Origin of the sequence: Xylophilus sp. ASV27 (assembly GCF_016428875.1) — a bacterium.
Classification (GTDB): Bacteria; Pseudomonadota; Gammaproteobacteria; order Burkholderiales; family Burkholderiaceae_C; genus Xylophilus.
On the sequence record NZ_JAELTO010000001.1, the window covers coordinates 32340 to 55657 of the forward strand.

General features: G+C 69.5%; 22 protein-coding genes. 6 read left to right on the forward strand and 16 right to left on the reverse strand.

All coding sequences use genetic code 11. From position 1 onward, the window contains the following. Nucleotides 1-32 precede the first annotated feature (32 nt). From JHD63_RS00160 to JHD63_RS00175, 4 genes are all read right to left on the reverse strand, one after another. Complete coding sequence (locus JHD63_RS00160; RefSeq protein WP_198968632.1) at nucleotides 33-329, reverse strand: chaperone modulator CbpM; 297 nt, start codon at nucleotides 327-329, stop codon at nucleotides 33-35. Continuing rightward, on the reverse strand, nucleotides 326-1303 hold the full coding sequence (locus JHD63_RS00165; RefSeq protein WP_198968633.1) for a DnaJ C-terminal domain-containing protein: 978 nt from the start codon (nucleotides 1301-1303) through the stop codon (nucleotides 326-328). Before JHD63_RS00165 ends, JHD63_RS00160 begins: the two co-directional genes overlap by 4 nt. Nucleotides 1304-1495: 192 nt before the next feature. Further along, entirely contained in the window at nucleotides 1496-2707 is a 1212-nt protein-coding gene (locus JHD63_RS00170; RefSeq protein WP_198968634.1) for a threonine ammonia-lyase, read from the reverse strand. Between the two features lie 76 nt (nucleotides 2708-2783). Next, on the reverse strand, nucleotides 2784-3707 hold the full coding sequence (locus JHD63_RS00175; RefSeq protein WP_198968635.1) for a LysR family transcriptional regulator: 924 nt from the start codon (nucleotides 3705-3707) through the stop codon (nucleotides 2784-2786). A 104-nt stretch (nucleotides 3708-3811) separates the two neighbouring features. On the opposite strand from JHD63_RS00175, the gene JHD63_RS00180 reads away from it, so the two are divergent. Both JHD63_RS00180 and JHD63_RS00185 read left to right on the forward strand, forming a co-directional pair. After that, nucleotides 3812-4801: an aldo/keto reductase gene (locus JHD63_RS00180; protein WP_198968636.1), complete on the forward strand. Its 990-nt coding sequence runs from the start codon at nucleotides 3812-3814 to the stop codon at nucleotides 4799-4801. 82 nt (nucleotides 4802-4883) lie between these two features. Continuing rightward, nucleotides 4884-5735: an aldo/keto reductase gene (locus tag JHD63_RS00185; protein WP_304952631.1), complete on the forward strand. Its 852-nt coding sequence runs from the start codon at nucleotides 4884-4886 to the stop codon at nucleotides 5733-5735. A 90-nt stretch (nucleotides 5736-5825) separates the two neighbouring features. On the opposite strand, the gene bfr is transcribed toward JHD63_RS00185, so the two are convergent. The 12 genes from bfr to JHD63_RS00245 form a co-directional block, all read right to left on the reverse strand. After that, complete coding sequence (gene bfr / locus JHD63_RS00190; protein WP_198968638.1) at nucleotides 5826-6302, reverse strand: bacterioferritin; 477 nt, start codon at nucleotides 6300-6302, stop codon at nucleotides 5826-5828. Between the two features lie 308 nt (nucleotides 6303-6610). Further along, entirely contained in the window at nucleotides 6611-7621 is a 1011-nt protein-coding gene (locus JHD63_RS00195) for a TRAP transporter substrate-binding protein (RefSeq protein WP_198968639.1), read from the reverse strand. Continuing rightward, the gene (locus JHD63_RS00200) at nucleotides 7600-8589 is read right to left on the reverse strand and encodes an amidohydrolase family protein (protein ID WP_198968640.1); all 990 of its coding nucleotides are present in this window, start codon (nucleotides 8587-8589) and stop codon (nucleotides 7600-7602) included. The genes JHD63_RS00195 and JHD63_RS00200 overlap by 22 nt, the downstream gene beginning before the upstream one ends. Continuing rightward, nucleotides 8586-9599 (reverse strand): TRAP transporter substrate-binding protein, encoded by a 1014-nt coding sequence (locus JHD63_RS00205; protein ID WP_198968641.1) that lies wholly within the window; start codon nucleotides 9597-9599, stop codon nucleotides 8586-8588. Before JHD63_RS00205 ends, JHD63_RS00200 begins: the two co-directional genes overlap by 4 nt. A gap of 42 nt (nucleotides 9600-9641) precedes the next feature. Further along, nucleotides 9642-10556, reverse strand: a complete 915-nt coding sequence (locus tag JHD63_RS00210) for an amidohydrolase family protein (protein ID WP_233167442.1) — start codon at nucleotides 10554-10556, stop codon at nucleotides 9642-9644. A gap of 177 nt (nucleotides 10557-10733) precedes the next feature. Further along, nucleotides 10734-12011 carry a TRAP transporter large permease subunit gene (locus JHD63_RS00215; RefSeq protein WP_198968643.1) on the reverse strand — a complete coding sequence of 426 codons (1278 nt, stop codon included), beginning with the start codon at nucleotides 12009-12011 and terminating at the stop codon, nucleotides 10734-10736. Further along, complete coding sequence (locus JHD63_RS00220; protein WP_198968644.1) at nucleotides 12008-12556, reverse strand: TRAP transporter small permease; 549 nt, start codon at nucleotides 12554-12556, stop codon at nucleotides 12008-12010. The genes JHD63_RS00215 and JHD63_RS00220 overlap by 4 nt, the downstream gene beginning before the upstream one ends. A 222-nt stretch (nucleotides 12557-12778) precedes the next feature. Continuing rightward, on the reverse strand, nucleotides 12779-14257 hold the full coding sequence (locus JHD63_RS00225) for a glycine betaine ABC transporter substrate-binding protein (RefSeq protein ID WP_233167444.1): 1479 nt from the start codon (nucleotides 14255-14257) through the stop codon (nucleotides 12779-12781). 34 nt (nucleotides 14258-14291) lie between these two features. Then, the gene (locus tag JHD63_RS00230) at nucleotides 14292-14846 is read right to left on the reverse strand and encodes a DedA family protein (protein ID WP_198968645.1); all 555 of its coding nucleotides are present in this window, start codon (nucleotides 14844-14846) and stop codon (nucleotides 14292-14294) included. Beyond that, nucleotides 14843-16213: a phospholipase D-like domain-containing protein gene (locus JHD63_RS00235; protein WP_198968646.1), complete on the reverse strand. Its 1371-nt coding sequence runs from the start codon at nucleotides 16211-16213 to the stop codon at nucleotides 14843-14845. The genes JHD63_RS00230 and JHD63_RS00235 overlap by 4 nt, the downstream gene beginning before the upstream one ends. 182 nt (nucleotides 16214-16395) lie before the next feature. Then, a complete protein-coding gene (locus JHD63_RS00240; protein ID WP_198968647.1) occupies nucleotides 16396-17919 on the reverse strand; it encodes a GGDEF domain-containing protein in 1524 nt (507 codons plus the stop codon). A gap of 304 nt (nucleotides 17920-18223) precedes the next feature. Then, complete coding sequence (locus JHD63_RS00245; protein WP_198968648.1) at nucleotides 18224-19342, reverse strand: 5-methyltetrahydropteroyltriglutamate--homocysteine S-methyltransferase; 1119 nt, start codon at nucleotides 19340-19342, stop codon at nucleotides 18224-18226. 305 nt (nucleotides 19343-19647) lie between these two features. Here JHD63_RS00245 and JHD63_RS00250 point away from each other — a divergent pair, with 305 nt between their 5' ends. The 4 genes from JHD63_RS00250 (at nucleotide 19648) to JHD63_RS00265 (ending at nucleotide 23274) form a co-directional block, all read left to right on the forward strand. Continuing rightward, nucleotides 19648-20742 carry an aromatic ring-hydroxylating dioxygenase subunit alpha gene (locus JHD63_RS00250; RefSeq protein WP_198968649.1) on the forward strand — a complete coding sequence of 365 codons (1095 nt, stop codon included), beginning with the start codon at nucleotides 19648-19650 and terminating at the stop codon, nucleotides 20740-20742. Beyond that, nucleotides 20732-21490 (forward strand): GntR family transcriptional regulator, encoded by a 759-nt coding sequence (locus JHD63_RS00255; RefSeq protein ID WP_370590352.1) that lies wholly within the window; start codon nucleotides 20732-20734, stop codon nucleotides 21488-21490. Before JHD63_RS00250 ends, JHD63_RS00255 begins: the two co-directional genes overlap by 11 nt. Nucleotides 21491-21521: 31 nt before the next feature. After that, nucleotides 21522-22001, forward strand: a complete 480-nt coding sequence (locus JHD63_RS00260; RefSeq protein ID WP_198968651.1) for an iron-sulfur cluster-binding domain-containing protein — start codon at nucleotides 21522-21524, stop codon at nucleotides 21999-22001. Nucleotides 22002-22095: 94 nt separating this feature from the next. After that, nucleotides 22096-23274 carry an ABC transporter substrate-binding protein gene (locus JHD63_RS00265; RefSeq protein WP_198968652.1) on the forward strand — a complete coding sequence of 393 codons (1179 nt, stop codon included), beginning with the start codon at nucleotides 22096-22098 and terminating at the stop codon, nucleotides 23272-23274. The last annotated feature ends 44 nt before the right edge of the window (nucleotides 23275-23318 follow it).

Consider the following 23318-nt stretch of genomic DNA (forward strand, 5'->3'; position numbering starts at 1 on the left):
CAATCCAATTCACATTCAGTTGGGTCAAGGAATCAGCGTCCGCCCGGCAACTGCGCCTGCAGGTGGCGCAACTGCTGCTCCAGCGCCTCGATGCGGTCGATGTAGCGCAGGCAGACCGATACCGCGTACAGGTCCAGGTCGAGGTCGCTGCGCAGCCGGCCGGCGGTGCGCACGGTGAGGGTGCTGTGGCTGCTGAAGGTCCAGTGCGTGGCTTCGGGCTCGCGCGGAACCAGGGCGCCGTAGCCTACCAGGTCGCGCACTTCGGCTTCGCTCAGGCCCGATGCCTGGGCCAGTTCTTCCAGCGATACGCTGGTGGTGTCGGCATTCATTGCGTGGTCTCCTGGGCAAAGTGGGCGCGGGGGTTGAAGCTGGAGGCCTTGGCCAGCTCGGCCATGAGTTGCTTCTCGCGTTCGCTGGGGTGGGGCGGAACGTCGATCTGCACGATGGCCAGGATGTCGCCGGCCACGCCGCCGGCGCGCGGCAGGCCGCGCTTGGCCAGGCGCAGCTTGCGGCCGGCGCGGGTGCCGGGCGGCACCGTCAGCAGCAGTGCGCCGCCGGGCGCGGGGATTTCCACCTCGGTGCCGAGCACCGCTTCCCAGGGGGTGAGCGGCAGGTCGAGGTACAGGTCGTGGCCGCTGGCGCGGAACAGCGGGTGCGGCTTGATCGTGACGTGCAGGTAGATGTCGCCGTCGCGCCCGCCGTTGCGGCCCTTGCCGCCGCGGCCGCGCAGGCGCAGCTTCTGGCCTTGCACCGCGCCGGGTGGCACGCGCACTTCGAGCGTGCGGGTGACTGGGCGCAGGCGGCCCTGGGCGTCGGGCTCGGGCACCGACAGGTCCATGTGCAGGGTGGTGCCGTGGAAGGCGTCCTCCAGGCTGACCGCCACCTCGGTGTCGAAGTCTTCACCGGGCACGGGCCGGTCCGGCCGCGCGCCAAAGCCGCCGCCGCGCGCCGCGCCCATCTGCGCGAACAGGTCGGACAGGTCGAGGTCGTCGAACGCGTGGGGGTCGAAGCCGGCGCCCTCGGCCCCGGGCGCGGCGCGCGCGCCGCCATAGTTCCAGCCCGGCGGCGGGCGGAATTCCTGGCCGGCCGGCTGCTGCCCCAGTGCGTCGTAGGCGGCGCGCTTCTCGGGGTCCTTCAGGGTGGCGTAGGCCTCGCCCACTTCCTTGAACTTCTCGCCGCTGGCGGCCTCGCCCGAGACGTCCGGGTGGTACTGGCGCGCGAGCTTGCGGTAGGCCTTCTTGATGTCGTCGGCGCTGGCGTCGCGCGCCACGCCCAGGGTCTGGTAGTAGTCCTTGTACTGCATTGCGTGCTTTCCGCGGCCTGGAGCGGCCGCGCTTCACGATAGCGTATCCGGCGCGGCCGGGGCCCTACAAGCGTGCCTGCGCGGGTCGAAATCAGAAAAATTCGAGTGAAAATTGGATGAATCCCATGTTCTACCTGGGTTTGTTGCTATGATTTAAGGAGCATTGAGGGCGAGCCGCCAGGCGCAGGCCCCTCACGCCATGTGCTCGGCCGGGCAGCCGTGCGCGCGCAGGGCCGCGACGATCTGCTCCACGTGCGCGGCGTCGCGCGTCTGCACCACGACTTCGACCTGCACCCGCTCCAGCGACAGTGCGGTGAACGCGCGCTGGTGCTGCAACTGGTCGATGTTGGCGCCGAGTTCGCCCAGCAGGCGGGCGACGTCGGCCAGCGCTCCGGGCACGTCGCGCACGTCCAGCCGCAGCCGCGCCAGCCGGCCCGAGCGCACCATGCCGCGTTCGATGATGCCGGCCAGCACCAGCGGCTGGATGTTGCCGCCCGACAGCACCAGGCCCACGTGCCGGCCGGCGAACAGCGCGCGGTGGCGCAGCAGCGCGGCGATGCCGACCGCGCCGGCGCCTTCGACCACCGTCTTTTCGATCTCCAGCAGCATCAGGATGGCCTGCTCGATGTCGTCCTCGGAGGCCAGCAGCACGTCGGCGACGTGGGCCTGGATGACCGGCAGCGTCACCGCGCCCGGCGCTTTCACCGCGATGCCGTCGGCGATGGTGGCGTTGCCGCAGGCGCGTGCCTCGCCGCGCAGTGCGCCCCAGGCCGCGGGGAAGCGCTCGGTCTGCACGCCGTAGACCTTGCAGCCGGGCTTGAGCGCGGCGGCGGCCGCGGCGATGCCGGCGATCAGCCCGCCGCCGCCGATCGGCACCACCAGCGTGTCGATCTGCGGCTGCGCGGCGAGCATCTCCAGTGCCACGGTGCCCTGGCCGGCCGCGACGGCGGCGTCGTCGAAGGGGTGGATCACGGTCAGCCCGCGCTCGGCGGCCAGCGCCAGGCCGTGGGCGCGGGCGTCGTCGAAGGTCTCGCCGTGCAGCAGCACCGTGGCGCCGAAGCGGCGCGTGTTCTCGACCTTGACCGAGGGCGCGAAGCGCGGCATCACGATGGTCACCGGGATGCCCAGGCGCTGCGCGTGGTAGGCCACGCTCTGCGCATGGTTGCCGGCCGACACCGCCAGCACGCCGGCCGCGCGCTCGGGCTCGCTCAGTTGCGCCAGCTTGTTGAGTGCGCCGCGCTCCTTGAAGGAGGCGGTGAACTGCAGGTTCTCGAACTTCAGGTATACGTCGCAGCCGAGCAGGGCCGAGAGGGTGCGCGAATGCAGGCAGGGCGTGTCCTGCACCTCGCCGCGCAGGCGGTCGGCGGCGGACTGGACGTCGGCAAAGGAAAAGGCCAGGGGCATGGGTGGGTCCTTGTGAACTGCGCCGATTGTCTGCTGGCGCGGGGCCGCGTACTTCCGCGCGGTCGACGGGCAGTGTTCAGCGGGGCGGCCTGCTGCGCGGCTTGCGCGGCGCGGTGTAGCGAAGTGCGTCCACCAGGAGCGCGAAGGCCGATGAGACCTGGCGCCGGCTGGGGTAGTACAGATGGTAGCCAGGGAAGGTGGGGCACCAGTCCTCGAGCACCTGCACGAGCTGGCCCTGGGCGATCGGCTCCGCGGCCTGGTCCTCCAGCACGCACGCGAGCCCGAATCCCTCGCGGGCCGCCGTCAGCACCATCGACATGTCGTTGAACACCAGCGGGCCATCGACCCGGACGTTGAGCCTGCGCCCGTTCTTGGCGAATTCCCAGGGATAGAGCCCGCCGGCGGTGGGCAGGCGCACGTTGATGCAAGGATGCTGCGCAAGCGCGTGGGGTGTGCGCGGCGCCGGGTGCGACAGGAAGTAGCCAGGCGCGCCCACCACGATCATGCGCAGATCGGGGCCGATGCGCACGGCCACCATGTCCTTGTCGACTTCTTCGCCCAGGCGGATGCCGGCATCGAAGCGATCGGCCACGATGTCGGTCAGTGCGGCATCGACCGAGAGTTCGATCTTCAGCTCCGGATAGTCGGGCAGCAGCCGGGCAATGGCCGGCCACAGCACCGTGCTGGCGGCATGCGGACTGGCGGTGAGCCTGACGGTGCCCGCGGGCCGCGCGCGCAACCGGCCCAGGGCCGTGAGCTGGGCCTCGATGCCGGCCAGCGCCGGCCCCAGCGTATCGAGCAACTGCTGGCCGGCTTCGGTCGGCGCAACCCTGCGGGTGGTCCGGCTGAGCAGGGGCAGGCCCAGCCTGGCCTCCAGCCGGCGCACCGTCTGGCTCAACGAGGACTGCGAGGTGTTCAGCCTGGCAGCGGCGCGGGTGAAGCTGCGCTCCTCGGCCACCGCCAGGAACACCGCCAGGTCGCTCAGGTCCTCTCGCCTCATTCATCATCCTGGAATATGGATTCATGCATTATTTAGCATCTTATCGCTGGTAATGAAGCGGGCTACAGTGCCGCCATCCCCTCCATTCAACCGAGAGCATGAACATGGACAAACGCATTCTGGGCAACGGCCTGGAGGTCTCCGCCATGGGGCTGGGCTGCATGGGCCTGAGTTTCGGCCTGGGCCCCGCCACCGGGCGCGAAGAAGCGATCCAGGTGATCCGCCGCGCCGTGTGGCGCGGCGTGACCTTCTTCGACACCGCCGAGGGCTACGGGCCGTATACCAACGAGGAACTGGTCGGCGCGGCGCTGCAGCCGCTGCGCGACCAGGTGGTCATCGGCACCAAGTTCGGCTTCGACATCAACGACCAGGGCGAGACGGTGGGGCTCAACAGCCGCCCGGCGCACATCCGCGCCGTGGTGCACGCATCGCTCAGGCGCCTGCGCACCGACCACATCGACCTGCTCTACCAGCACCGCGTCGATCCGGCCGTGCCGATCGAGGACGTGGCCGGGACCGTCCGCGACCTGATCGCCGAGGGCAAGGTCCGGCACTTCGGCCTGTCCGAGGCCAGTGTGCGGACCATCCGCCGCGCGCACGCGGTGCAGCCGGTGACGGCCATCCAGGACCACTATTCCCTGTGGATGCGCGAACCCGAGCAGACCAAGTTCGCCCTGTGCGAGGAACTGGGCATCGGCCTGGTGGCCTGGGGCCCGCTGGGCCAGGGCTTTCTGACCGGCAAAATCACGCGCGGCATGCGCTTTGACGATCCTGCGGACCTGCGCCGCGACTTTCCGCGCTTCACCCCCCAGGCGCTGGCGGCCAACTTCAAGCTCGTGGATTTCCTGAGCGGCATGGCCGTGCGCAAGGGGGCGAGCCCGGCCCGCATTGCGCTGGCCTGGCTGCTGGCACAGAAGCCCTGGATCGTGCCGATCCCGGGTGCCACGCGGCTGGAGCACCTGGACGACAACCTGCCGGCCGCCGAACTCGCGCTCAGTGCCTCCGATCTGCGCGAAATCGACCAGGCGTTCGCCGCCATCGACATCCAGGGCGCGCCCCTGTCCGCCGGGCTGGACGCGGCGATCGACCGCTGATCCGGCCCCGTCACCCCAACTTTCAGGAGTCTTCATCATGGCAGGCGCCAGTACTTTTCTCGCTTTGAACAATGGCGTTCGGATGCCCGCATTGGGCCTGGGCGTGTACCAGAGCAGCCCGGAGCAGACCGTGAACGCGGTGGCCACCGCTCTGGCCTGCGGCTATCGGCTGATCGACACCGCGGCCGCCTACGGCAACGAGGCCCAGGTGGGCGAGGCCGTGCGCCGGAGCGGCATCGACCGCGCGGAGATTTTCGTCACGAGCAAGGCCTGGATCAGTGACTACGGCTACGACGCCACCCTGCATGCCTTCGACCGCAGCCTGCGCAAGCTGGGCCTGGATTCGCTCGATCTGTACCTGCTGCATTGGCCGATGCCCACCGACTTCGACGCCACCGTGGGTGCCTGGAAGGCCGCCGAGAAGCTGCTGGCGGACGGCCGGGTGCGCGCCATCGGCGTGAGCAACTTCAGCCCGAAGCACCTGGACGATCTCATCGCGCGCTCGGAAGTGGTGCCCGCGGTCAACCAGGTCGAACTGCACCCGTTCTTTGTTCAGGAGGCGGTTCGTGCGGCGGACCAGCGGCTCGGTATCGTGACCCAGGCCTGGTCGCCCATCGGCGGCGTCAATCGCTACCGGGATGCGGCGGGCGGCGAAGAGCAGGACCCGCTGGCCCATCCGGTGGTCGCCGCGCTGGCTGCCCGGTACGGCAAGACGCCCGCGCAGATCGTGCTGCGCTGGCATCTGGAGCTGGGCCTCTCGGCCATCCCGAAGTCGGTCAGGCCGGCGCGCATTGCCGAGAACATCGGCATCTTCGATTTCTCGCTGACGCGCGACGAAGTGCGCGCGATCTCCGCACTGGATACCGGCGCGCGCGGCGGCCCCGATCCCGAGCAGGTGAATACGCGCTTGTTCAGCTTCAGAATCGAGGACTGACGCGGCCTCGCCGGGGGAGCGCCGGCATCCAAGAAAAAGGGGCCCGAAGGCCCCGCTCTGCATCATCGTGGGACGAGTCCCGCCGCGTGCCTATTCGATCTCCCCCATCTGCGACTGCAGGTAGTTCTGGATGCCGACCTTGCCGGACAGCTCGATCTGGGTTTCGAGGAAGTCGATGTGCTCCTCGGTGTCGTCCAGGATCTTCTGCAGCAGATCGCGCGAGACGTAGTCGCGCACGCTCTCGCAGTGGGCCATGCCGGCCTTGATGGTGGCCTGGGCGCCATACTCCAGGCCCAGGTCGGCGCGCAGGATCTCGGGCACGTCCTCGCCGATGGTGAGCTTGCCCAGGTCCTGCAGGTTGGGCAGGCCGTCGAGCATGAAGATGCGGTCCATGAGCCAGTCGGCGTGCTTCATCTCGCCGATGGATTCCGAATACTCTTTCTTGGCCAGCTTGTCCAGGCCCCAGTGCTTGAGCATCCGGTAGTGCAGGAAGTACTGGTTGATGGCCGTCAGTTCGTTCTTGAGCTGGGCCTGCAGATGCTGGATGACCTGTGCATCGCCTTTCATGTTCTTCCTCTTGTGTAGTGTCTGGATTGGCGGGATTGTGAGGGCTGTCCCTGGGCACCACAAGGCAATCCCATGCGCGGGCAGTGTGGCTGCGGGTGAGGTTGATAGGCGTTATCGCCTGGAAAGACTGTTTCAATAAGTCAGGCCCACGCATTGCACGCCTCGGGGCAGCCCCGCGCAGGCGGCACCACGGCCCTTCGTCCATCACGGGCTTGCGGCGGGGCATCGCCGCAGCACTGCTTCACGTTGGCCAGGCGCCGGTGTGGCCAGAGGGTGAATGGCAGGCTTACCTGTTCGACGCAGCAATGTCAGCGCATCTTCGCCAGCTCCGCGCCCAGTCTCTGCATCCAGTCGCCGCCGATGATGCCGGCGTACTTGTCCACGACCGGCTGCAGCTTCTCGGCCAGGCGCTGCTTCTCGGCGGGAGTGACCTCGTTGACCTGCATGCCGTCCTTCTTGAGCTTGTCCAGCAGCGAGCCGTTGAGCTGGCGGCTGACGCCGCGCTCGTACAGGGCGGCCTCGCGGGCCGCGTCGGCCACCAGCTTGCGCTCCTCGCCGTTGAGCTTGTCCCAGGTCTTGCGGGAGGCCAGCAAGGCCACCGCGTTGTAGGCGTGTCCGGTCAGGCTCAGGTACTTCTGCACCTCCTGGAAGCGGTTGGAGTTGATGGCCGCCAGGCTGTTCTCGTGGCCGTCGATGGCCTTGGTCTCCATCGCGGTGTAGACCTCGTTGATGGTCATCGGCACCGCGTTGGCGCCCAGCGCGTTGAACATGTCCACGTAGAAAGCCGAGGGCTGGACGCGGATCTTCAGGCCCTTGAAGTCTTCCCACTTCGCCACCGGGTGGCGGCTGTTGGTGGTATGGCGAAAGCCCTGCTCCATGTAGGCCAGCCCGACCAGACCCTTGGGCGGGAGCAGGCCGAACAACTGCTGGCCGATCGCGCCGTCGAGCACCGCGTCGGCCTCGGAGGTGGTGCGGAACAGGTAGGGCATGTCGAACAGCGAATACTCCTTGACCATGCCGACCAGCGTGGTGGTGGTCGCGACCGAGAAGTCCTGCACGCCGCCCTGCAGCGCCGCCTGCATCTGCATCTCGTTGCCGAGCGCGGCGGAGCCGTAGACCCGCACCTTGATCCGGCCGCCGCTTTTGGCCTGCAGCAGCTCGGCGAACTTGCGGGCGCCCTGGGTGATGGGGTGGTCGTCGGGCAGGGTGGTGCCGACCTTGAAGTTGTACTCGCGCACCTCGGCGGCGGCCGGGCCTGCGGCCAGCAGGGTGCCGGCCAGCGCGGCGGCCAGGGGAATCAGGGCGAAACGTCGTTGCATGGTGTGTCTCCGGTGTCGTTGGGAAGATCGTCAGGAAGCGCGATGCGGTAGAACGCCAGCGCATTGCGCCGGAAGAAGGCGTCGCGCTGGCTGGGCGTGAAGGGCGCGAGGATGTCCTGCATGGCGGCCACCAGCGTGTCGTAGCCGATGCGCAGCCCGGCCACGGGAAAGTTGCTGGCGAACATGCAGCGCTCCATGCCGAAGATGCGGATCGTGTCCAGCACCACCTCGCGGTTGGACGCCACGGTCCAGGGCGCGTCGCGCAGGCCCAGCTCCGACACCTTGACGTGGACGTTGGACTCGCGCGCCAGCGCCTCCATGGCGCGGCGCCAGGCCGCCAGGCCCGCGGCGCTGCGGTCCCAGGGAAAGCCCGTGTGGTTGAGCACCACCGGCGTGCGCGGGAACAGGCGTGCCACGCCGGCAGCCTCCTCCAGGTGCCACCAGGGCACGCGCAGGTCCCAGGACAGGCCATGGCGCTCCAGCAGCGCGTAGCCGCGCAGCCAGGCCTCGTCGTGCATCGAGCCTTCGCCGCGCGGGCGCGGCGCGTCGGGCGTGGCGGCGGTGGCCGGCTTGCTGCGGATGCCGCGCACCAGCGGGAACGCGGCCTGGGCCGCCAGTATCTCGGCGCAGTCGGGCCGGTGGAACCAGGCGTGGGCCACCACCGCGTTGGGAAATCCGTGGCGGGCCTGCACCTCGTGCAGCCAGGCGGTCTCGCCCAGTTGCTCGTCGCGGGCGCGTTCGGCTTCCACGTGCACCGTGGCCAGCACCCGCTGGCGCGCGGTGTCGGCCCGGTAGCCGGCGGGCAGGTAGTCGCGCCGCAGCGGAGCGTAGTCCCCAAGGAAGAAGCCGGGCTCGACCGCCTCCTGCAGCCAGGGGTAGCGGTACCGCCCCAAATCCCACAGGTGGTGGTGCGCGTCCACCAGCGGCGGGGGCGGCGGCAGTCCGGCCGCGCCGGCCGCCGGGCTCATTTGGCGCCGGCGCGCACCTTGTCGAGCGCGGCGAACCAGTCATGCACGAAGTCCTCGCCGATGGCGGCGGAGAACTTGGCGCGCACGGGCCTGGCCTTCTCGGCGAAGCGGGCCAGTTCGGCGGCGCTGGGTTCGTTCACCGTCATCTGCTTGCGCAGCTCCTCCAGCAGTGCGGTGTTCTGGCTGCGCGCGAGCTGGCGCTCGAAGCCGCCGGCCTGGGCTGCGGCGGTGGCGATGATGCGGCGCTCGTCGTCGCTCAGCTTGTCCCAGGTCCTCTTGCTGGCCATGAGCACGTAGGAGGTGTAGATGTGGCTGGTCAGCGAGAGGTAGTTCTGCACCTCGAAGAACTTCTGGGTCGAAACGATCGAGGGCGGGTTCTCCTGCGCGTCGATGGCCCTGGTCTCCAGCGCGGTGTAGACCTCGTTGATGGCCATGGGCGTGGCGTTGGCGCCCAGGCCGTTGAAGAAGTCCAGGAACACCGGGCTCTGCACGGTACGGATCTTCAGGCCGGCCATGTCCTCCCACCGGGTGATCGGGCGGCGGCTGTTAGTGACCTGGCGAAAGCCGATCTCCCAGAAGCCCAGGCCGACCAGGCCCTTGGGCTCCAGCTTCTTCAGCAGGGCCTGGCCCATGGGGCCGTCGAGCAGGGCGTCGGCCTCCTGTGCGGTGCGGAAGCTGTAGGGAAAGTCGAGCACCCCGAATTCCTTGACCAGGCCGACCAGGGTAGGCGCGCCCACCAGGGCAAAATCCACCGTGCCGCCCTGCAGCATGCCCTGCATCTGCACGTCGTTGCCGAGCATGGCCGAGTGGTAGGTCTTGATCTTGATCTTGCCGCCGCTGGCTTTGTCCACCAGCTCGGCGAAGCGCTTGTTGGCGGTGGGCCCGGGCGAAGCCTCCGGGTCGCCGGTGCTCAGGCGCATTGAATGCTCGCGCACCTGGGCGGTGGCCAGCGGCGCGGCCAGGACGGTGGCCAGGGCGGCCAGGATGGCGATGAGGGGGCGTCGTTGCATGGCGTGTGTCTCTTGTCTTTGTCGATGCATAAAAAGCGTGGCTCAGAGCCGGTAGATGCGCACCGCGTTGTCATGGAACAGCGCGCGCTGCTGCCACGGTGGCAGGTGGGCGACGGCGGCGGCAAAGCCGCGGTAGAGGGTGTCGAAGCCGACCACCACCTTGTCCACCGGGAAGTTGCTGGCGAACATGCAGCGCTCCACGCCGAAGATGGCGATGGCGTCGCGGATGACGGGGGCGTTGTCCTGCACGCGCCAGGGCTGGCCCTTCAGGCCCAGGCCCGAGATCTTGCAGCTCGCGTTCGGCTCGCGCGCCAGCCGCTCCATGGCGGCACGCCAGCCGGCCAGGCCCTGCGGGCTGCGGTCGGCCGGCAGGCCCGTGTGGTTAAGCACCAGCGGCGTGGCCGGGAAGTCGCGCGCCAGCTCGGCCGCCGCGTCCAGGTGCCACCAGGGGGTCTGCAGGTCGAACATCAGGCCATGGCGGCCGAGCGCGGCGTAGCCTTCGCGCCAGCGCGGGTCGTCCATGCCGCCGGCCTGGCCGCGCCGTGCGTCGGCAGGGGTGGCCGCGGCGGCCGGCTTGTGGCGCACGCTGCGCACCAGCGGGAAGGCGGCCTGCCGCGCCAGCAGTTCGGCCGCGTCCGCGTGGTGCAGCCAGGCCTGCGCCACCACGGCATGCGGGTAGCCATGCTCCTGCGCCAGTTCGTGGACGTAGCGGGTCTCGCCCAGCGGGTCGGCGGGGTCCCACTCGGTCTCGACATAGACCGTCTTGACCACGTTCCAGCCGGCCGTCTCGCGCAGGTAGTCCGGCGGCAGGAAGCGCGTGCGGATCGCCGAGTAGTCGCCATAGCGGAACGGCACCATCGGCTCGTCGCGCAGCCACGGATGGTAGTTGCGCACCGGGTCCCAGAAATGCTGGTGCGCGTCGACGATCGGCAGGTCGAATGCGGGGAGGATGTTCATTCCGCTATCTGTGGAGCTGTGCATCGCCGGCCGCGCACAAAGCCCAAAGCCTCCGAAGGCCACGGAGCCGGCCATGCGCAAACATCCGCGGAGCCGGCTCCGCCGGTCCGCTGGATGTGCCCCCGACAAGGGGGTGGGCGAAGCGACACGCAGTGCGCGAAGCCTGGGGGTGTGCCATCACATCCACCACTTCATGGGCACCAGTACCAGCTGCGGGAACAGCGTGAGCGCGGCCAGCAGCAGCAGGTGCGCCAGCAGGAAGGGCCAGACGCCCTTCATCACGTCGTCCATGGTGATCTTGCTCACGCCGCAGATCACGTTGAGCACCGTGCCCACCGGCGGCGTGATCAGGCCGATGGCGTTGTTCATGATGAACAGCACGCCGAAGTAGACCGGGTCGATGCCGGCCTGCTTGACCACCGGCATCAGCACCGGCGTCAGGATCAGGATGGTGGGGACCAGGTCGAGCGCAGTGCCCACCACCACCACGATGACCATGATCACGATCATCAGCAGGATCTTGTTGCCGATCAGCGGCTCCAGCAGCGAGATGACGGCCTGCGGCAGGTCCGCCACGGTGATCAGCCAGGCCGACACGCCGGCGGCGGCCACCAGGAACATGACCACCGCCGTGGTCTTGCCCGCGGCCAGGAACAGGCCGTAGAGCTGCGACAGTTTGAGCTCGCGGTAGACGAAGGTGGCGACGACGAAGGAATAGACCGCCGCCACCACGCCCGCCTCGGTCGGCGTGAACACGCCCAGCTTGATGCCGCCCACGATGATCAGCGGGATCATCAGCGCCCAGAAGCCGCGCACGAAGCAGCGGCCCACCTCGCGCATCGACTGGCGAGGCGATACGGTGAGGGTCTCCTTGCGCGTCACCAGCCACCAGGTGAAGACCAGCACCACGCCCATCATCAGGCCCGGCACGATGCCCGCGAGGAACAGCTTGCTGATCGACACCCCGCCGGCCACGCCGAAGATGATGAAGGGGATCGATGGCGGCAACACCGGCGCGATGATGCCGCCCGAGGCGATCAGCCCGGCCGAGCGGTTAACGTCGTAGCCGGCCTTGCGCATCATCGGGATCAGCAGCGCGCCCACGGCGGCGGTATCGGCCACGGCCGAGCCCGACATGCTGGCCATGATGATGGCCGCGAACACCGCCACGTAGCCCAGGCCGCCACGCTTGTGGCCGATGATGGCCATGGCCAGGTCCACGATGCGCCGCGACAGCCCGCCGGCGTTCATGAACTCGCCCGCCAGCATGAAGAAGGGCACGGCCAGCAGCGGAAAGCTGTCGGCGCCGTTGACCAGGTTCTGCGCGACGATCTGCGCGTCGAAGTTGTCGAGCTGGAACATCAGCGCGACGCCGCAGACCACCAGCGCGAAGGCGATCGGCATGCCCAGCGCCATGGCGCCCAGCAGCGCGAAGAGGAAGACGGCGATGGTCATCGACGCGCCTCCGCCGGGGCCGCCGCGGACTCGGGCAGGCGGTCCTCGCTCTCGACCACCTGCACCAGGTCCCGCTCGCTGGCGCGCCCGCTCAGGACGCGCAGCAGATGCAGGCCGATCACGATGAACAGTCCGACGCTGGCCACCACGCCGGCCAGGTGCATCACGCCGACCGGGATGCCCGACACCGGCGCCGCATTGCCCATGTTGATGCTCGTCTGCTGAAGGCTGCCGGCGAACAGCAGTCCGCAGCAGCCCAGCATCAGGAGGTCGGCGGCCACGGCACAGAACTTCTTGCCGGCGGCCGGCAGGCGTGACACCAGCGTGTCCACGCCCAGGTGGCTGTGTTCGTGCATCGCGACCACCGCCCCGATGAAGGTGAGCCAGACGAACAGATAGCGCGAGGCTTCTTCGGAAATGCTGATGCCGGAGTTGAAGCCGTAGCGCAGCACTACGTTGCCGAACACCAGCACGACCATGAGCCCGAGGCTCGCGACGATGCAGACGCGCAGCACCCGCAGGATGCCGCGACCAATTGAGTCCATGTGTGTTGTCTCCTGTTGCAGGCCTCCTCGCTTGGATGGCCGGTGCAGGATTACAAGGCGGCAATCAATAGCCGTCCAATCGTTTCTTGGAAGCGAATGATCGCCTGTGGTTATCGGCCGTATGACCTTCCGCGGATCGCCGCGGCCGTGTCAGGCGCGGCTCATTCCGCTTGCGTCATTGCGACTTCTCGGCACGAGCAGGGTCCGGGGCCGCATCTCCTGCTAGCGCCGCAGCGACCGCTCCAGCCACTCGAACAGACCTTCGCTCAGCAGTGCCAGCAGCGCGGCCGGCAGTGCACCGGCCAGCAGCAGGCCGCGGTCGTTCAGCGCCAGGCCGGTGACGATGCGCTCGCCGTAGCCGCCCGCGCCGATGAAGGCCGCAATGGTGGCGGTGCCGATGGAGATCGAGGTTGCCGTGCGCACCCCGGCCAGCAGCACCGGCAGCGCCAGCGGCAGTTCGACCTGCCGCATGCGCTGGGCGGGCGTCAAGCCCAGGGCCAGCGCGGCGGCGCGCAGGCCCTCGGGCACGCTGGCCAGGCCGGTGGCGGTGTTGCGCATCACCGGCAGCAGCGCGTAGAGCGCCAGTGCGGTGAGGGCAGGCACCGTGCCGATCACCCCCATCCAGGAGATCAGCATGGCCAGCAGCGCCAGCGATGGCACGGTCTGCAGCAGGCCGGCCGTGCCCAGCAGCAGCCCACGCAGGCGCGGGCGCTCGGCGGCGAAGACCGCCAGCGGCACCCCGGCGAGCACCGCCAGCGCCACGGCCGCCACGACCAGGGTCAGGTGCTGGCGCGTGAGCCGCCAGAGGTCCGGCCCCAGCAGTTTGCCGAGAAAGCCGCGGCCGGCCGTGCCCGCGTCCTGGGCGGCGGGCGCAAGGGCCTCGCGCGCCAGCACGTCGAAGGGCACGCCGTCGACCTCGGCGCGCGCGTTCAGCTGCGCCATGCGCGTCTCGTCGATGCGCCCCTCCAGTCGCTGCAGGGCGGCCCAGGCGGCGGGGAAGCGCTGCGCAACGTCCAGCCGGTACAGCACCACCGCGTCATAGCGCGGGAAATAGCCGTCTTCGTCCCGCAGCACCTGCAGGCCGCGCCGCGCTATCTGCGCGTCGGTGGTGTAGATGTCGATCACGTCCACCTGCCGCCGCCCCAGGGCGTCGTAGGCCAGGCCGTGGTCGAGCGCCTGCGGCGTCTGCGGCAGCCGGTAGTGGGCGGCCAGGCCCTTCCAGCCATCGGCGCGGCCCAGGAATTCGTGGGACAGCCCCAGCCGCAGCGCGGGGTGGCGCGCCAGATCGGCCAGCGTGCGCAACTGCAGGCGCCGGGCATCGTCGGCGCGCACGGCCAGAGCGTAGCCGTCGTTGAAGCCCAGCGGGATCGCCACGCCCAGGCCCAGCGGCGCCAGCGCCTGCTGCAGCGCGGACAGGCTGGTGGCCTGCGGCCGGCGCAGGATCTCCTGCGCAATGGTGCCGGTGTACTCCGGGTAGAGGTCGATGCTGCCGCCTTGCAGCGCGGCGTAGACGATGGCGGTATTGCCCAGCCCCTGCGACACGCGCGTGGCCGTGCCGGTGGCCTCTGCCTGCCGGGCCAGCAGCGCGGCCAGGATGTAGCTCTCGGTGAAGCGCTTGGAGCCGATGCGCAGCGTGTCGGCGGCCTGCGCGCACGCCGCCGCCAGCATGAGCAGGACCAGCAGCCCGGCTTGCCACGCCATGCCACGGGGAGTGTGGAGGCGGGCAGCGGGCACGTCACGCCATCCGGATATGGCGTATGGCCACCACCAGCCCGATCACCAGCGCCACGCCGATCAGCACCAGCTCGTAAGGGTGCAGGCTGCCCACCAGCGACTTGAGCGCCTCGCTCACCCAGACGCCCACGCTGGCCACGGTGGTGGCCCAGATGACCGCCGCGGCCGCGCTCAAGGGCACGTAGACGGCCGCGCGCATGCGGCTCATGCCCAGCGTCACCGGGAGCACGATGCGCAGGCCCCAGGCGAAGCGCATCAGCAGCACCGTGGCCACCGGGTGCCGGCCGACGAAGCGAAAGGCCTTGTCGAAGCGCTTCTGCAACCGCGGGTGGCGCTGCAGCAGTTCCTGTCCCTTGCGCCGGCCGAGGAAGAAGTAGAACTGGTCCGTCAGGAAGGCCGCCCCGGCGCCGCAGGCGATCAGCGGCAGCAGGCGCAGGTAGCCCGCGTGCACCGCGTAGGCGCCCAGCAGCAGCATGGTTTCGCCCTCGATCAGGCCGGCAAGGAAGACGGCGTAGTAGCCGTAGTTCTGGAGCAGTTCGGCAGGGTGCAGGCTCATAGCTGGAACGCGATGGTCAACAGCAGGCCTTCGCTGATGTCGCGCATCAGGCCCGGCGGCTGGGGGTCGAAGTCGGCGCCGGTGGCCGCCAGCGCGGTGATCCAGCGGGCCAGCCATTCGATCTCGGCCTGGCTGTAGAACACCACCGCCGCCTCGTGGTTGAGCAGCAGGCTGCGCAGGTCCAGGTTGATCGAGCCGCACAGGGCCAGCGTGTCGTCCACCACCACCGCCTTGGCGTGCGCCATGGCCGGCAGCAGGCTGAAGCGCACGCCGGTCTGCGCCAGGTCGCGCATGGAGCGGGTGCGCACGAAGTCGGCCAGCCGGTGGTTGGACTGCGTGGGCAGCGCCACCGTGATCCGCACCCCGCGCCGCGCGGCCAGCCGCATGGCGTCGCGCAGGCCGTTGTCCGGCACGAAGTAGGGCGTGACGATCAGGATGCGCTGCCGCGCCCGGAAGCAGGCGTCGATCAGCAGGGCCTGCGCCGTGTCTTCCAACTGGTCCGGGCCGCTCGGCAGGAACTGGGCCAGCGCGCCATGCGGCGCTTCGGGCGGGCGGGCCGCCGGGCGCGGCGCCTGGCGCCGGGCGGCGGCCCAGTCCTGCTCGAACTGGTGCGCCGCGGCCGCCGCCACGCCGCCATGCAGGTCGAAGGACAGGTCGGTCCATGCCGCCTCGCCCGGCCGGCCGGTGAAGTATTCCGCCGCCAGGTTGCGGCCGCCGCACCAGAGCCAGGCGTTGTCGGCGATCAGCAGCTTGCGGTGGTTGCGCAGGTTGCGCGGGCCCACGCTGCGCAGGCTGAAGAAGGGGCGGAACACCGCCACCTCGGCCCCGGCGGCGCGCAGCGCGTCGAAGTAGCGGCGCGGCGCCACCAGCGCGCCGAAGCCGTCGAGCAGCAGGCGCACGCGCAGGCCCTCGCGCGCGCGCGCGGCCAGCCGCTCCACGGTATCGCGGCCGATCTCGTCGTCGCCGATCAGGAAGGTGCACACGTCCAGCCGGCTGCGCGCCTGCGCGATCGTGTCCCGCAGGGCCGCCAGGGCCGCGCTGCCGTCCTGGTGCAGGCGCACGCTGCAGGCCGAAGGCGGCGCCAGCCCGAAGCTGCCGATCAGCTCGGCCGCCCAGTGGCCCGAGGGTATGGCCACGCGCGCGCGCGGCAGCCCGGCCGGCCGCAGCTTGCGCGAGCCGAACATCAGGTACATGGGCAGTACGACGTAGGGCATGAGCGCCAGGCCCATGACCCAGGCGATGGCGCTGGAGGGCGCGCGCTGCTCGCGCCGGGCCCGGGTGGTGACCACGTAGGCCAGCACCGCAAGGGAGCCGAACAGCAGGTGCTCGGGAATGGTCGGCAGCCAGTCGAGAAGCGGGCGCAGCATGGCTTGCAGTATCGCGCAAGCGGCTGGCGTGCCGGTAGGACGGGACCCACTGTGGCGCGCCGCGAGGCCCGTGGCGGGGGATGGGGCCTGGATTCTGGATGAAAAACGGCTGTAGCCCAGGTATTTTATTGGCTTTTAGCTATGTATTTTATAGCGAAGGAGCTGGGCGCCGAGCCGGACGCCTACCCCAGCATCACCCGGTTCTTGCCCGCGCGCTTGGCCAGGTACATGGCCTGGTCGGCGCGGCGCAGCGCGTCGGCCAGGTCTTCTTCGCCGGCCAGGGCCGAGACGCCGGCGCTGAAGGTGATCAGCACTTTTTCGTTGTTGGCCAGGAAGAAATGCTTGGTCAGTTCGCGCTGCAGGCGCTGCAGCACTTCGACGGCGACGGTGGGCGCGGTGTCGGGCATGAGCACCACGAATTCCTCGCCGCCGTAACGCGCCAGCGAGTCCTGCGCGCGCAGGGCGGCGCGCGCCACGTTGGCCAGGTGCAGCAGTGCCGCGTCGCCGCTGTCGTGGCCGTGGTGGTCGTTGATCTTCTTGAAGTTGTCGATGTCCAGCATGCCCAGGCACAGCGGCGTGCTGGCGCGGCGCGCGCGCGCGAGCTCGCGCTCCATGGCCTCGTCCAGGCCCTTGCGGTTGAGCGCGCCGGTCAGCGGGTCGTGGCGCGCCTGGGCGCTCGCCTGCACCAGTTCCTGCTGCAGCCGCGCGATCTCGGCCTGGGTGGCGGTGGTGCGTTCCTGCAGCGCCTGCAGTTCGTCGCGGTGCACGCGGCTGTCCAGCGCCATGGCGCGGGTGGCGGCGATGACTTCCTGCAGCACGGGCGCGATCTCCTCCAGCGAGGTGGCGGCGCCCAGCCGCTGGGCGCAGCCCTCGACCATGTCGTGGTAGATGCCGCTGTTCTCGGACATCTGCGACAGGCGCTCGATGAAGCTGGCGAGCATCTGCTTCATCTGCTCCTGGGCGTCGAGCTGGCGCGCCTTGGCTTCGGACTGCTTGAAGATCACGTCCTTGAGGCGTACCTGCAGCTCGTCGAGCCGGCGCAGCGACAGTGGCGGCGTGGCCGCTTCGCGCAGTGCTTCTGCCTGGCCGCGCAGCCAGCGGTCGTCGCTGCTGAGCTCGCCGATGTTCTGGAACACCAGTTGCAGCGACGCCAGCAAGGTGCGCTGCACGGCGGCCTGCTCCTCGGCCGCGAAGGAGAGGCGAAACGCTAGGTTGCCCAGCATGGCGGGCAGGGCCGCGGTGTCGGGCGTGGGATGGCGCAGCGCCTGCAACACCTGGGCGGCGCTCTCGTGCAGGCGGGCGTCATCGGCGGGCAGGGCCGGCAGGATGTACTCCACCAGCCGCGCCGTCTGCTCCAGCCATTCCGCAGGCAGGGCGGGCGCCGCGGGCTCGGGCGGCTCCGCGTCCGCCGCCGCCGCGCCCAGGCCCAGTTGGGCGTAGCCATGCAGCGCGCGCTGCAACTCGGACCAGCTGCGCTGCTCGACCGCGGCGCTGAACTGCGTCAGCAGGCGTTTCTGCACCGGGGTCTGCCCAGGCAGCGCCTGGGCGATGCGGCGCAGCGCGGCATCAGGAAAAGGCCCGGAGGAGAGCGTGCCGCCGATCTCGTCGTACAGCGCCTGGTAGTTCTCGGGCGTCGGAGTCAGCTTGCGGACCGCCAGTTGCTTGAGCGTTTCGCGGGCGATTTCGGAAGGCGAGCGTTCGTGCATGAAGGTGGCCGCGGGCGCGGCGGGGAGGGGCAGTGCTTCGAGTGTAGGCCGGGTCGGTCCTCCAGAGCGCTACGCGCCGCCCGCAGCGCATGAAATGTAAAAGCTCAGGAGGCCGCGGAGCAGGCCATGCGCAGACATCCGCGGAGCCGGCTGCGCCGGTTCGCAGGAGAGGTCTTGCAGACCGCGCCGGGCCAGCGGCGCGGCTCTTCGCCAGTCACGAAAGGTCCACCGGACCTTTCGTGCACGGGCTCAGCCCCCTCGCAGGGGGAAGGCGAAGACGCGAAGCGCGCAGCCTGGGGGTGCTTCAGTCCTCGCCCCAGACCTCGCGCGCGGTTTCGATCACCAGGCGCAGCTTGGCGCGCTGGGCCTCCACCGCGATGTCGTTGCCGTGAACGGTGCTGCTGAAGCCGCACTGCGGCGACAGCGCCAATTGCTCCAGCGGCGCGTAGCGGGCGGCGCCGTCGATGCGGCGCTTGAGCTCGTCCTTGTCCTCCAGCGCGCCGAACTTGGTGGTGACCAGGCCCAGCACCACCATCTTGCCCTTGGGCAGGTAGCGCAGGGGCTTGAAGTCGCCGCTGCGGTGGTCGTCGTATTCGAGGAAGTAGGCGTCCAGGTCCATCTCCTGCAGCAGGGCCTCGGCCACGGGCTCGTAGTTGCCGGCGGCGGCGTGGGTGCTCTTGAAGTTGCCGCGGCACAGGTGCATGGCCAGGGTCATGCCGCCGGGCTTCTGCGCGACCACCTTGTTGATGAAGGCGGCGTAGCGGTGCGGCAGTTCGTTGGGGTCGTCGCCGCGCTGGCGGGCTGCTTCGCGCATCTTCTCGTCGCACAGATAGGCCAGGTTGGTGTCGTCCATCTGCACGTAGGTGCAGCCGGCGGCCGCCAGGCTGCGCAGCTCGTCGCCATAGGCCTGGGCCACGTCGTCGTAGAAGGCCGGGTCCAGCTCGGGGTAGTGCTGCTGGCTGATGCCCGCGCGGCCGCCGCGAAAGTGCAGCATGGTGGGCGAGGGGATGGTGACCTTGGGCGTGCTGCCGGCCGACACCTGGCTCTTGAGGTACCGGAAGTCGGCCAGTTGGATGTCCTTGACGTGGCGAACCTTGTCCACCACGCGCATCACCGGCGGTGCCAGTTCCTGCGTGCCGTCGGCCTTCTGGATGGTCACGGGGATGTCGGTCTTGACGCCGCCGATCTGCTCCAGGAAGTCGATGTGGAAGTAGGTGCGGCGGAACTCGCCGTCGGTGATGCTCTTCAAGCCCACGTCTTCCTGGAACTTCACGATCTCGGTGATCGCCTTGTCTTCGACCGCGCGCAACTGCTCGGCGTTGATCGTGCCCTGGGCCTTCTGCTCGCGCGCCTCCAGCAGGTAGCGGGGGCGCAGGAAGCTGCCAACGTGGTCGTAGCGGGCGGGCAGGACGGGGTGGGTCATGGAATCTCCAGGTAGTTGCGCACCCCCAGTCTTCGCGCACGTCATGTCGCTACGCCAACCCCCTTGCAGGGGGCACCGCCTGCGGCCTGGCAAAGCCAGTTCCGCGGCGGTTTGCGCTTGGCCTGCTTCGCGGCTTTTGGAGCTGAGCGGTTGCAGGGACTCTGCGCAATGGGAAAACTGGGACTAAACGTCCATGATCGTAGAACATCAATTCGCGACACGTGTGAATACAGAGTTATAGAGTTTTTCCTTGTATTGGCTAAATTTTCTGGATTCTTTGGCATCTCTGTATACATTGGGTATTCATGAACACGCCCACGCCGTCCTTTCCGCTGAATGCCTGGTACGCCGCCGCCTATGACGTCGACGTCGGGCGCGCCCTGCTGCCACGCACCGTCTGCAAGCAGAAAATGGTGCTCCACCGCACCGCCGCCGGCCAGATCGCCGCGCTCGAAGACGCCTGCTGGCAACGGCTGGTGCCCTTGTCGATGGGGCGGCTGGAGGGCGACGAGGTGGTCTGCGGCTACCACGGGCTGGTCTACAACGCCCAGGGCCGCTGCACCCAGATGCCGAGCCAGGAGACGCTCAACCCCTCGGCCTGCGTGCGCGCATTCCCGGTGGTGGAGCGGCACCGCTTGGCCTGGGTCTGGCCCGGCGATCCGGCCAGGGCCGACCCGGCGCTGATCCCCGACATGCACTGGAACGACGATCCGGCCTGGGCCGGCGACGGCAAGATGATCCGCGTGCACTGCGACTACCGGCTGGTGGTCGACAACCTGATGGACCTGACGCACGAGACCTTCGTGCACGGCTGCTCCATCGGCAAGCGCGCGGTGGCCGAGGCGCCCTTCGTCGCCACCCACGGCGAGCGCAGCGCCACCGTCACGCGCTGGATGGACAACATCGATGCGCCGCCGTTCTGGGCCGGCCAGATCCGCCATGCGCGTGGCTACACCGGCAAGGTGGACCGCTGGCAGATCATCCGCTTCGATGCGCAGTGCACCGTCAACATCGACGTCGGCGTGGCCGAGGCGGGCGGCGGCGCGGTGCCGCGCGGCGACGATCCGGGCGACCGCAGCCGCGGCGTCAACGGCTACGTGCTCAACACGATCACGCCCGAAACCGACAGGACCTGCCTGTATTTCTGGGCCTTCGCGCGCAACTACTGCCTGGGCGAGCAGCGCCTGACGCACGAACTGCGCGAAGGCGTGGCCGGCATCTTCCGCGAGGACGAACTGGTGCTCGAAGCCCAGCAGAGGGCCATGGACGAGCACCCGGACCGCGAGTTCCACAACCTCAACATCGACGCCGGCGCGCTGTGGGCGCGCAGGCTGATCGATGCCATGGTGGCCAGGGAGCGTCCCGCAACCCCGGTCATCCCCATCCGCCGTGCGGCCTGACCCCGCCCCGAAACCAGACGACGCCGCCGGCTCCAGCCAGGCCGTCAAGGCGCAGTTGCGGCTGCGCGAGATGGTGCTGGCCGGCGAGCTGCCCGGCGGTGCGCGCATTGCCGAGCTGGCGCTGGTGGAGAAGCTGGGCGTGTCGCGCACGCCGATCCGCGCCGCGCTGATGCGGCTGGAGCAGGAAGGACTGCTGCAGGCGCTGCCCAATGGCGGCTACGCGGTCAAGACCTTTTCCGAGCGCGACGTGGCCGAGGCGATCGAGCTGCGGGGCACGGTCGAGGGCCTGGCCGCGCGCCTGGCGGCCGAGCGCGGCGTGGCCGCGGTGGTGCTGGCCGAGGCGCGCCAGTGCCTGCGCCAGATCGATGCGCTGCTGCAGCCGCCGGTGCTGGGCGACGACGCCTTCACGCGCTACGTGGCGCTGAATGCGCAGTTCCATGCGCTGCTCGGCGAAATGGCCGACAGCCCGTTCCTCACGCGCGAACTCGATCGCATCACGCACCTGCCGTTCGCCTCGCCTTCGGGCTTCGTCGTGGTGCAGGCGCATTCGCCCGCCGCGCGCGACATGCTGGTGGTGGCGCAGGACCAGCACCAGCAGGTGCTCGACGCCATCGAGCGGCGCGAAGGCGGCAGGGCCGAAGCCATCATGCGCGAGCACTCGCGCATCGCCCAGCGCAACCTGCGCGAGGCGGTGACCCGCCCGCAGGTGCACCAGATGCCCGGCGTGCAGCTGATCCGCCGCCGCTGACCGTTTCCCCGGATTCCCACGAGACATTCCCATGCGTACCCATGCCCACTGGAGCGAGGCCGTCGTCACGGCCGTGCGCGAGCTGACCCCGAGCGTGCGCGAGATCCTGCTGCGCCCCGCGCACGACGGCGCCGCCGGCTGCGGCGACTGGGCGCCCGGCAGCGACCTGCAGGTGCTGGTGCTGGTCGGCGGCCGGCCGCAGACCCGCTCCTATTCGCTGGTCGGCGCGCCCGACGACGGCGCCTGGCGCATCGCCGTCAAGCGGCTGGACGACGGCCGTGGCGGCTCGCTCGCCATGTTCGAAGGCGCCGGCGTGCAGACGCTGTCGGACTGCCGCCGTGGCGAATGCGGCCTGTGCGCCATGGACGTGCTGGCGCTGGAGGGCGAGATCGACCACCGCGACGTGTTCCCGAGCGAGCACGAGAAGGCCGAAAACCGCCGCATCTGCGCCTGCGTCTCGCGCGTGGTCGGGGCGGTGACGCTGGATTCGGCCTTTCGCCCCGATGACTGAGTCCCGCCCCGGTCCACAATGGACCGGGGCCGATACCCGGCCCTGAAGCGACGAGAATCAGAGGCCTTTGGCCCACACTTTGGAGACCCGACCCATGCACAAGAGAGCCTTCCTCCGCACCGCCGCGTCCGCCGCCGTGATCGCGCTGGCCACGCTGCCGGCGCTGGCGCAGACGACGCCCTTCAAGATCGGCCTGATCCTGCCCATGACCGGCCAGGCCGCCAGCACCGGCCGCCAGATCGAGGCCGCCGCGCGCCTGTACATGGCGCAGAACGGCGACACCGTGGCCGGCCGCAAGGTCGAGCTGATCATCAAGGACGACACCGGCCTGCCCGACGTCAGCAAGCGCATTGCCCAGGAACTGGTGGTCAACGACAAGGTCGGCGTGCTGGCCGGCTTCGGCCTCACGCCGCTGGCGCTGGCCGTGGCGCTGATCGCCACGCAGTCCAAGACGCCCGAGATCGTCATGGCCGCGGCCACCTCCAGCATCACCGAGGCCTCGCCCTTCGTGGTGCGCTCGAGCTTCACGCTGCCGCAGGTGACCGTCTCCATGGCCGACTGGGCGCCGAAGAACGGCATCAAGAAAGTCGTCACCCTGGTGTCGGACTACGGCCCGGGCCTGGACGCCGAGAAGTTCTTCAAGGAGCGCTTCACCGCCAATGGCGGCGAGGTGACCGAATCCCTGCGCGTACCGCTGCGCAACCCGGATTTCGCGCCCTTCCTGCAGAAGGTGCGCGACGCCAGGCCCGATGCGCTGTTCGTCTTCGTGCCCTCGGGCAACGGCGCGGCGGTCATGAAGCAGTTCCTGGAGCGCGGCCTGGACAAGGCCGGCATCCGGATGATCGCCACCGGCGACGTCACGGACGACGATCAGCTCAACGACATGGGCGACGGCGCGCTCGGCGTGGTCACCTCGCACCACTACTCCGCCGCGCACCCGTCGGAGGTGAACCGGAAATTCGTCGCCGCCTTCGAGCAGGCCAACAAGGGCATGCGCCCCAACTTCATGGCCGTGGGCGGCTATGACGGCATGCACCTGATCTACCAGGCGCTCAAGGCCACCGATGGCAAGGGCGACGGCCCGGCGCTGCTGGCGGCCATGAAGGGCCTGAGCTTCGAGAGCCCGCGCGGCCCGGTCACCATCGACCCGCAGACACGCGACGTGATCCAGGACGTCTACCTGCGCAAGGTTGAGAAGAAGGACGGCAAGCTCTACAACGTCGAATTTGATTCGATCAAGCAGGTCAAGGATCCAGCAAAAGCAGGCAAGTAAGGCGGCGCGCGGCAGGGTTTAAGGCAACGCTGAACAAGTCCCTC

Excerpts from the sequence above, each read along its gene's own strand:
- JHD63_RS00160 (WP_198968632.1), bottom strand. The coding sequence starts at position 329 with ATGAATGCCGACACCACCAGCGTATCGCTGGAAGAACTGGCCCAGGCA.
- JHD63_RS00165 (WP_198968633.1), bottom strand. The coding sequence starts at position 1,303 with ATGCAGTACAAGGACTACTACCAGACCCTGGGCGTGGCGCGCGACGCC.
- JHD63_RS00170 (WP_198968634.1), bottom strand. The coding sequence starts at position 2,707 with ATGCCCCTGGCCTTTTCCTTTGCCGACGTCCAGTCCGCCGCCGACCGC.
- JHD63_RS00175 (WP_198968635.1), bottom strand. The coding sequence starts at position 3,707 with ATGAGGCGAGAGGACCTGAGCGACCTGGCGGTGTTCCTGGCGGTGGCC.
- JHD63_RS00180 (WP_198968636.1), top strand. The coding sequence starts at position 3,812 with ATGGACAAACGCATTCTGGGCAACGGCCTGGAGGTCTCCGCCATGGGG.
- JHD63_RS00185 (WP_304952631.1), top strand. The coding sequence starts at position 4,884 with ATGCCCGCATTGGGCCTGGGCGTGTACCAGAGCAGCCCGGAGCAGACC.
- bfr (WP_198968638.1), bottom strand. The coding sequence starts at position 6,302 with ATGAAAGGCGATGCACAGGTCATCCAGCATCTGCAGGCCCAGCTCAAG.
- JHD63_RS00195 (WP_198968639.1), bottom strand. The coding sequence starts at position 7,621 with ATGCAACGACGTTTCGCCCTGATTCCCCTGGCCGCCGCGCTGGCCGGC.
- JHD63_RS00200 (WP_198968640.1), bottom strand. The coding sequence starts at position 8,589 with ATGAGCCCGGCGGCCGGCGCGGCCGGACTGCCGCCGCCCCCGCCGCTG.
- JHD63_RS00205 (WP_198968641.1), bottom strand. The coding sequence starts at position 9,599 with ATGCAACGACGCCCCCTCATCGCCATCCTGGCCGCCCTGGCCACCGTC.
- JHD63_RS00210 (WP_233167442.1), bottom strand. The coding sequence starts at position 10,556 with ATGAACATCCTCCCCGCATTCGACCTGCCGATCGTCGACGCGCACCAG.
- JHD63_RS00215 (WP_198968643.1), bottom strand. The coding sequence starts at position 12,011 with ATGACCATCGCCGTCTTCCTCTTCGCGCTGCTGGGCGCCATGGCGCTG.
- JHD63_RS00220 (WP_198968644.1), bottom strand. The coding sequence starts at position 12,556 with ATGGACTCAATTGGTCGCGGCATCCTGCGGGTGCTGCGCGTCTGCATC.
- JHD63_RS00225 (WP_233167444.1), bottom strand. The coding sequence starts at position 14,257 with ATGGCGTGGCAAGCCGGGCTGCTGGTCCTGCTCATGCTGGCGGCGGCG.
- JHD63_RS00230 (WP_198968645.1), bottom strand. The coding sequence starts at position 14,846 with ATGAGCCTGCACCCTGCCGAACTGCTCCAGAACTACGGCTACTACGCC.
- JHD63_RS00235 (WP_198968646.1), bottom strand. The coding sequence starts at position 16,213 with ATGCTGCGCCCGCTTCTCGACTGGCTGCCGACCATTCCCGAGCACCTG.
- JHD63_RS00240 (WP_198968647.1), bottom strand. The coding sequence starts at position 17,919 with ATGCACGAACGCTCGCCTTCCGAAATCGCCCGCGAAACGCTCAAGCAA.
- JHD63_RS00245 (WP_198968648.1), bottom strand. The coding sequence starts at position 19,342 with ATGACCCACCCCGTCCTGCCCGCCCGCTACGACCACGTTGGCAGCTTC.
- JHD63_RS00250 (WP_198968649.1), top strand. The coding sequence starts at position 19,648 with ATGAACACGCCCACGCCGTCCTTTCCGCTGAATGCCTGGTACGCCGCC.
- JHD63_RS00260 (WP_198968651.1), top strand. The coding sequence starts at position 21,522 with ATGCGTACCCATGCCCACTGGAGCGAGGCCGTCGTCACGGCCGTGCGC.
- JHD63_RS00265 (WP_198968652.1), top strand. The coding sequence starts at position 22,096 with ATGCACAAGAGAGCCTTCCTCCGCACCGCCGCGTCCGCCGCCGTGATC.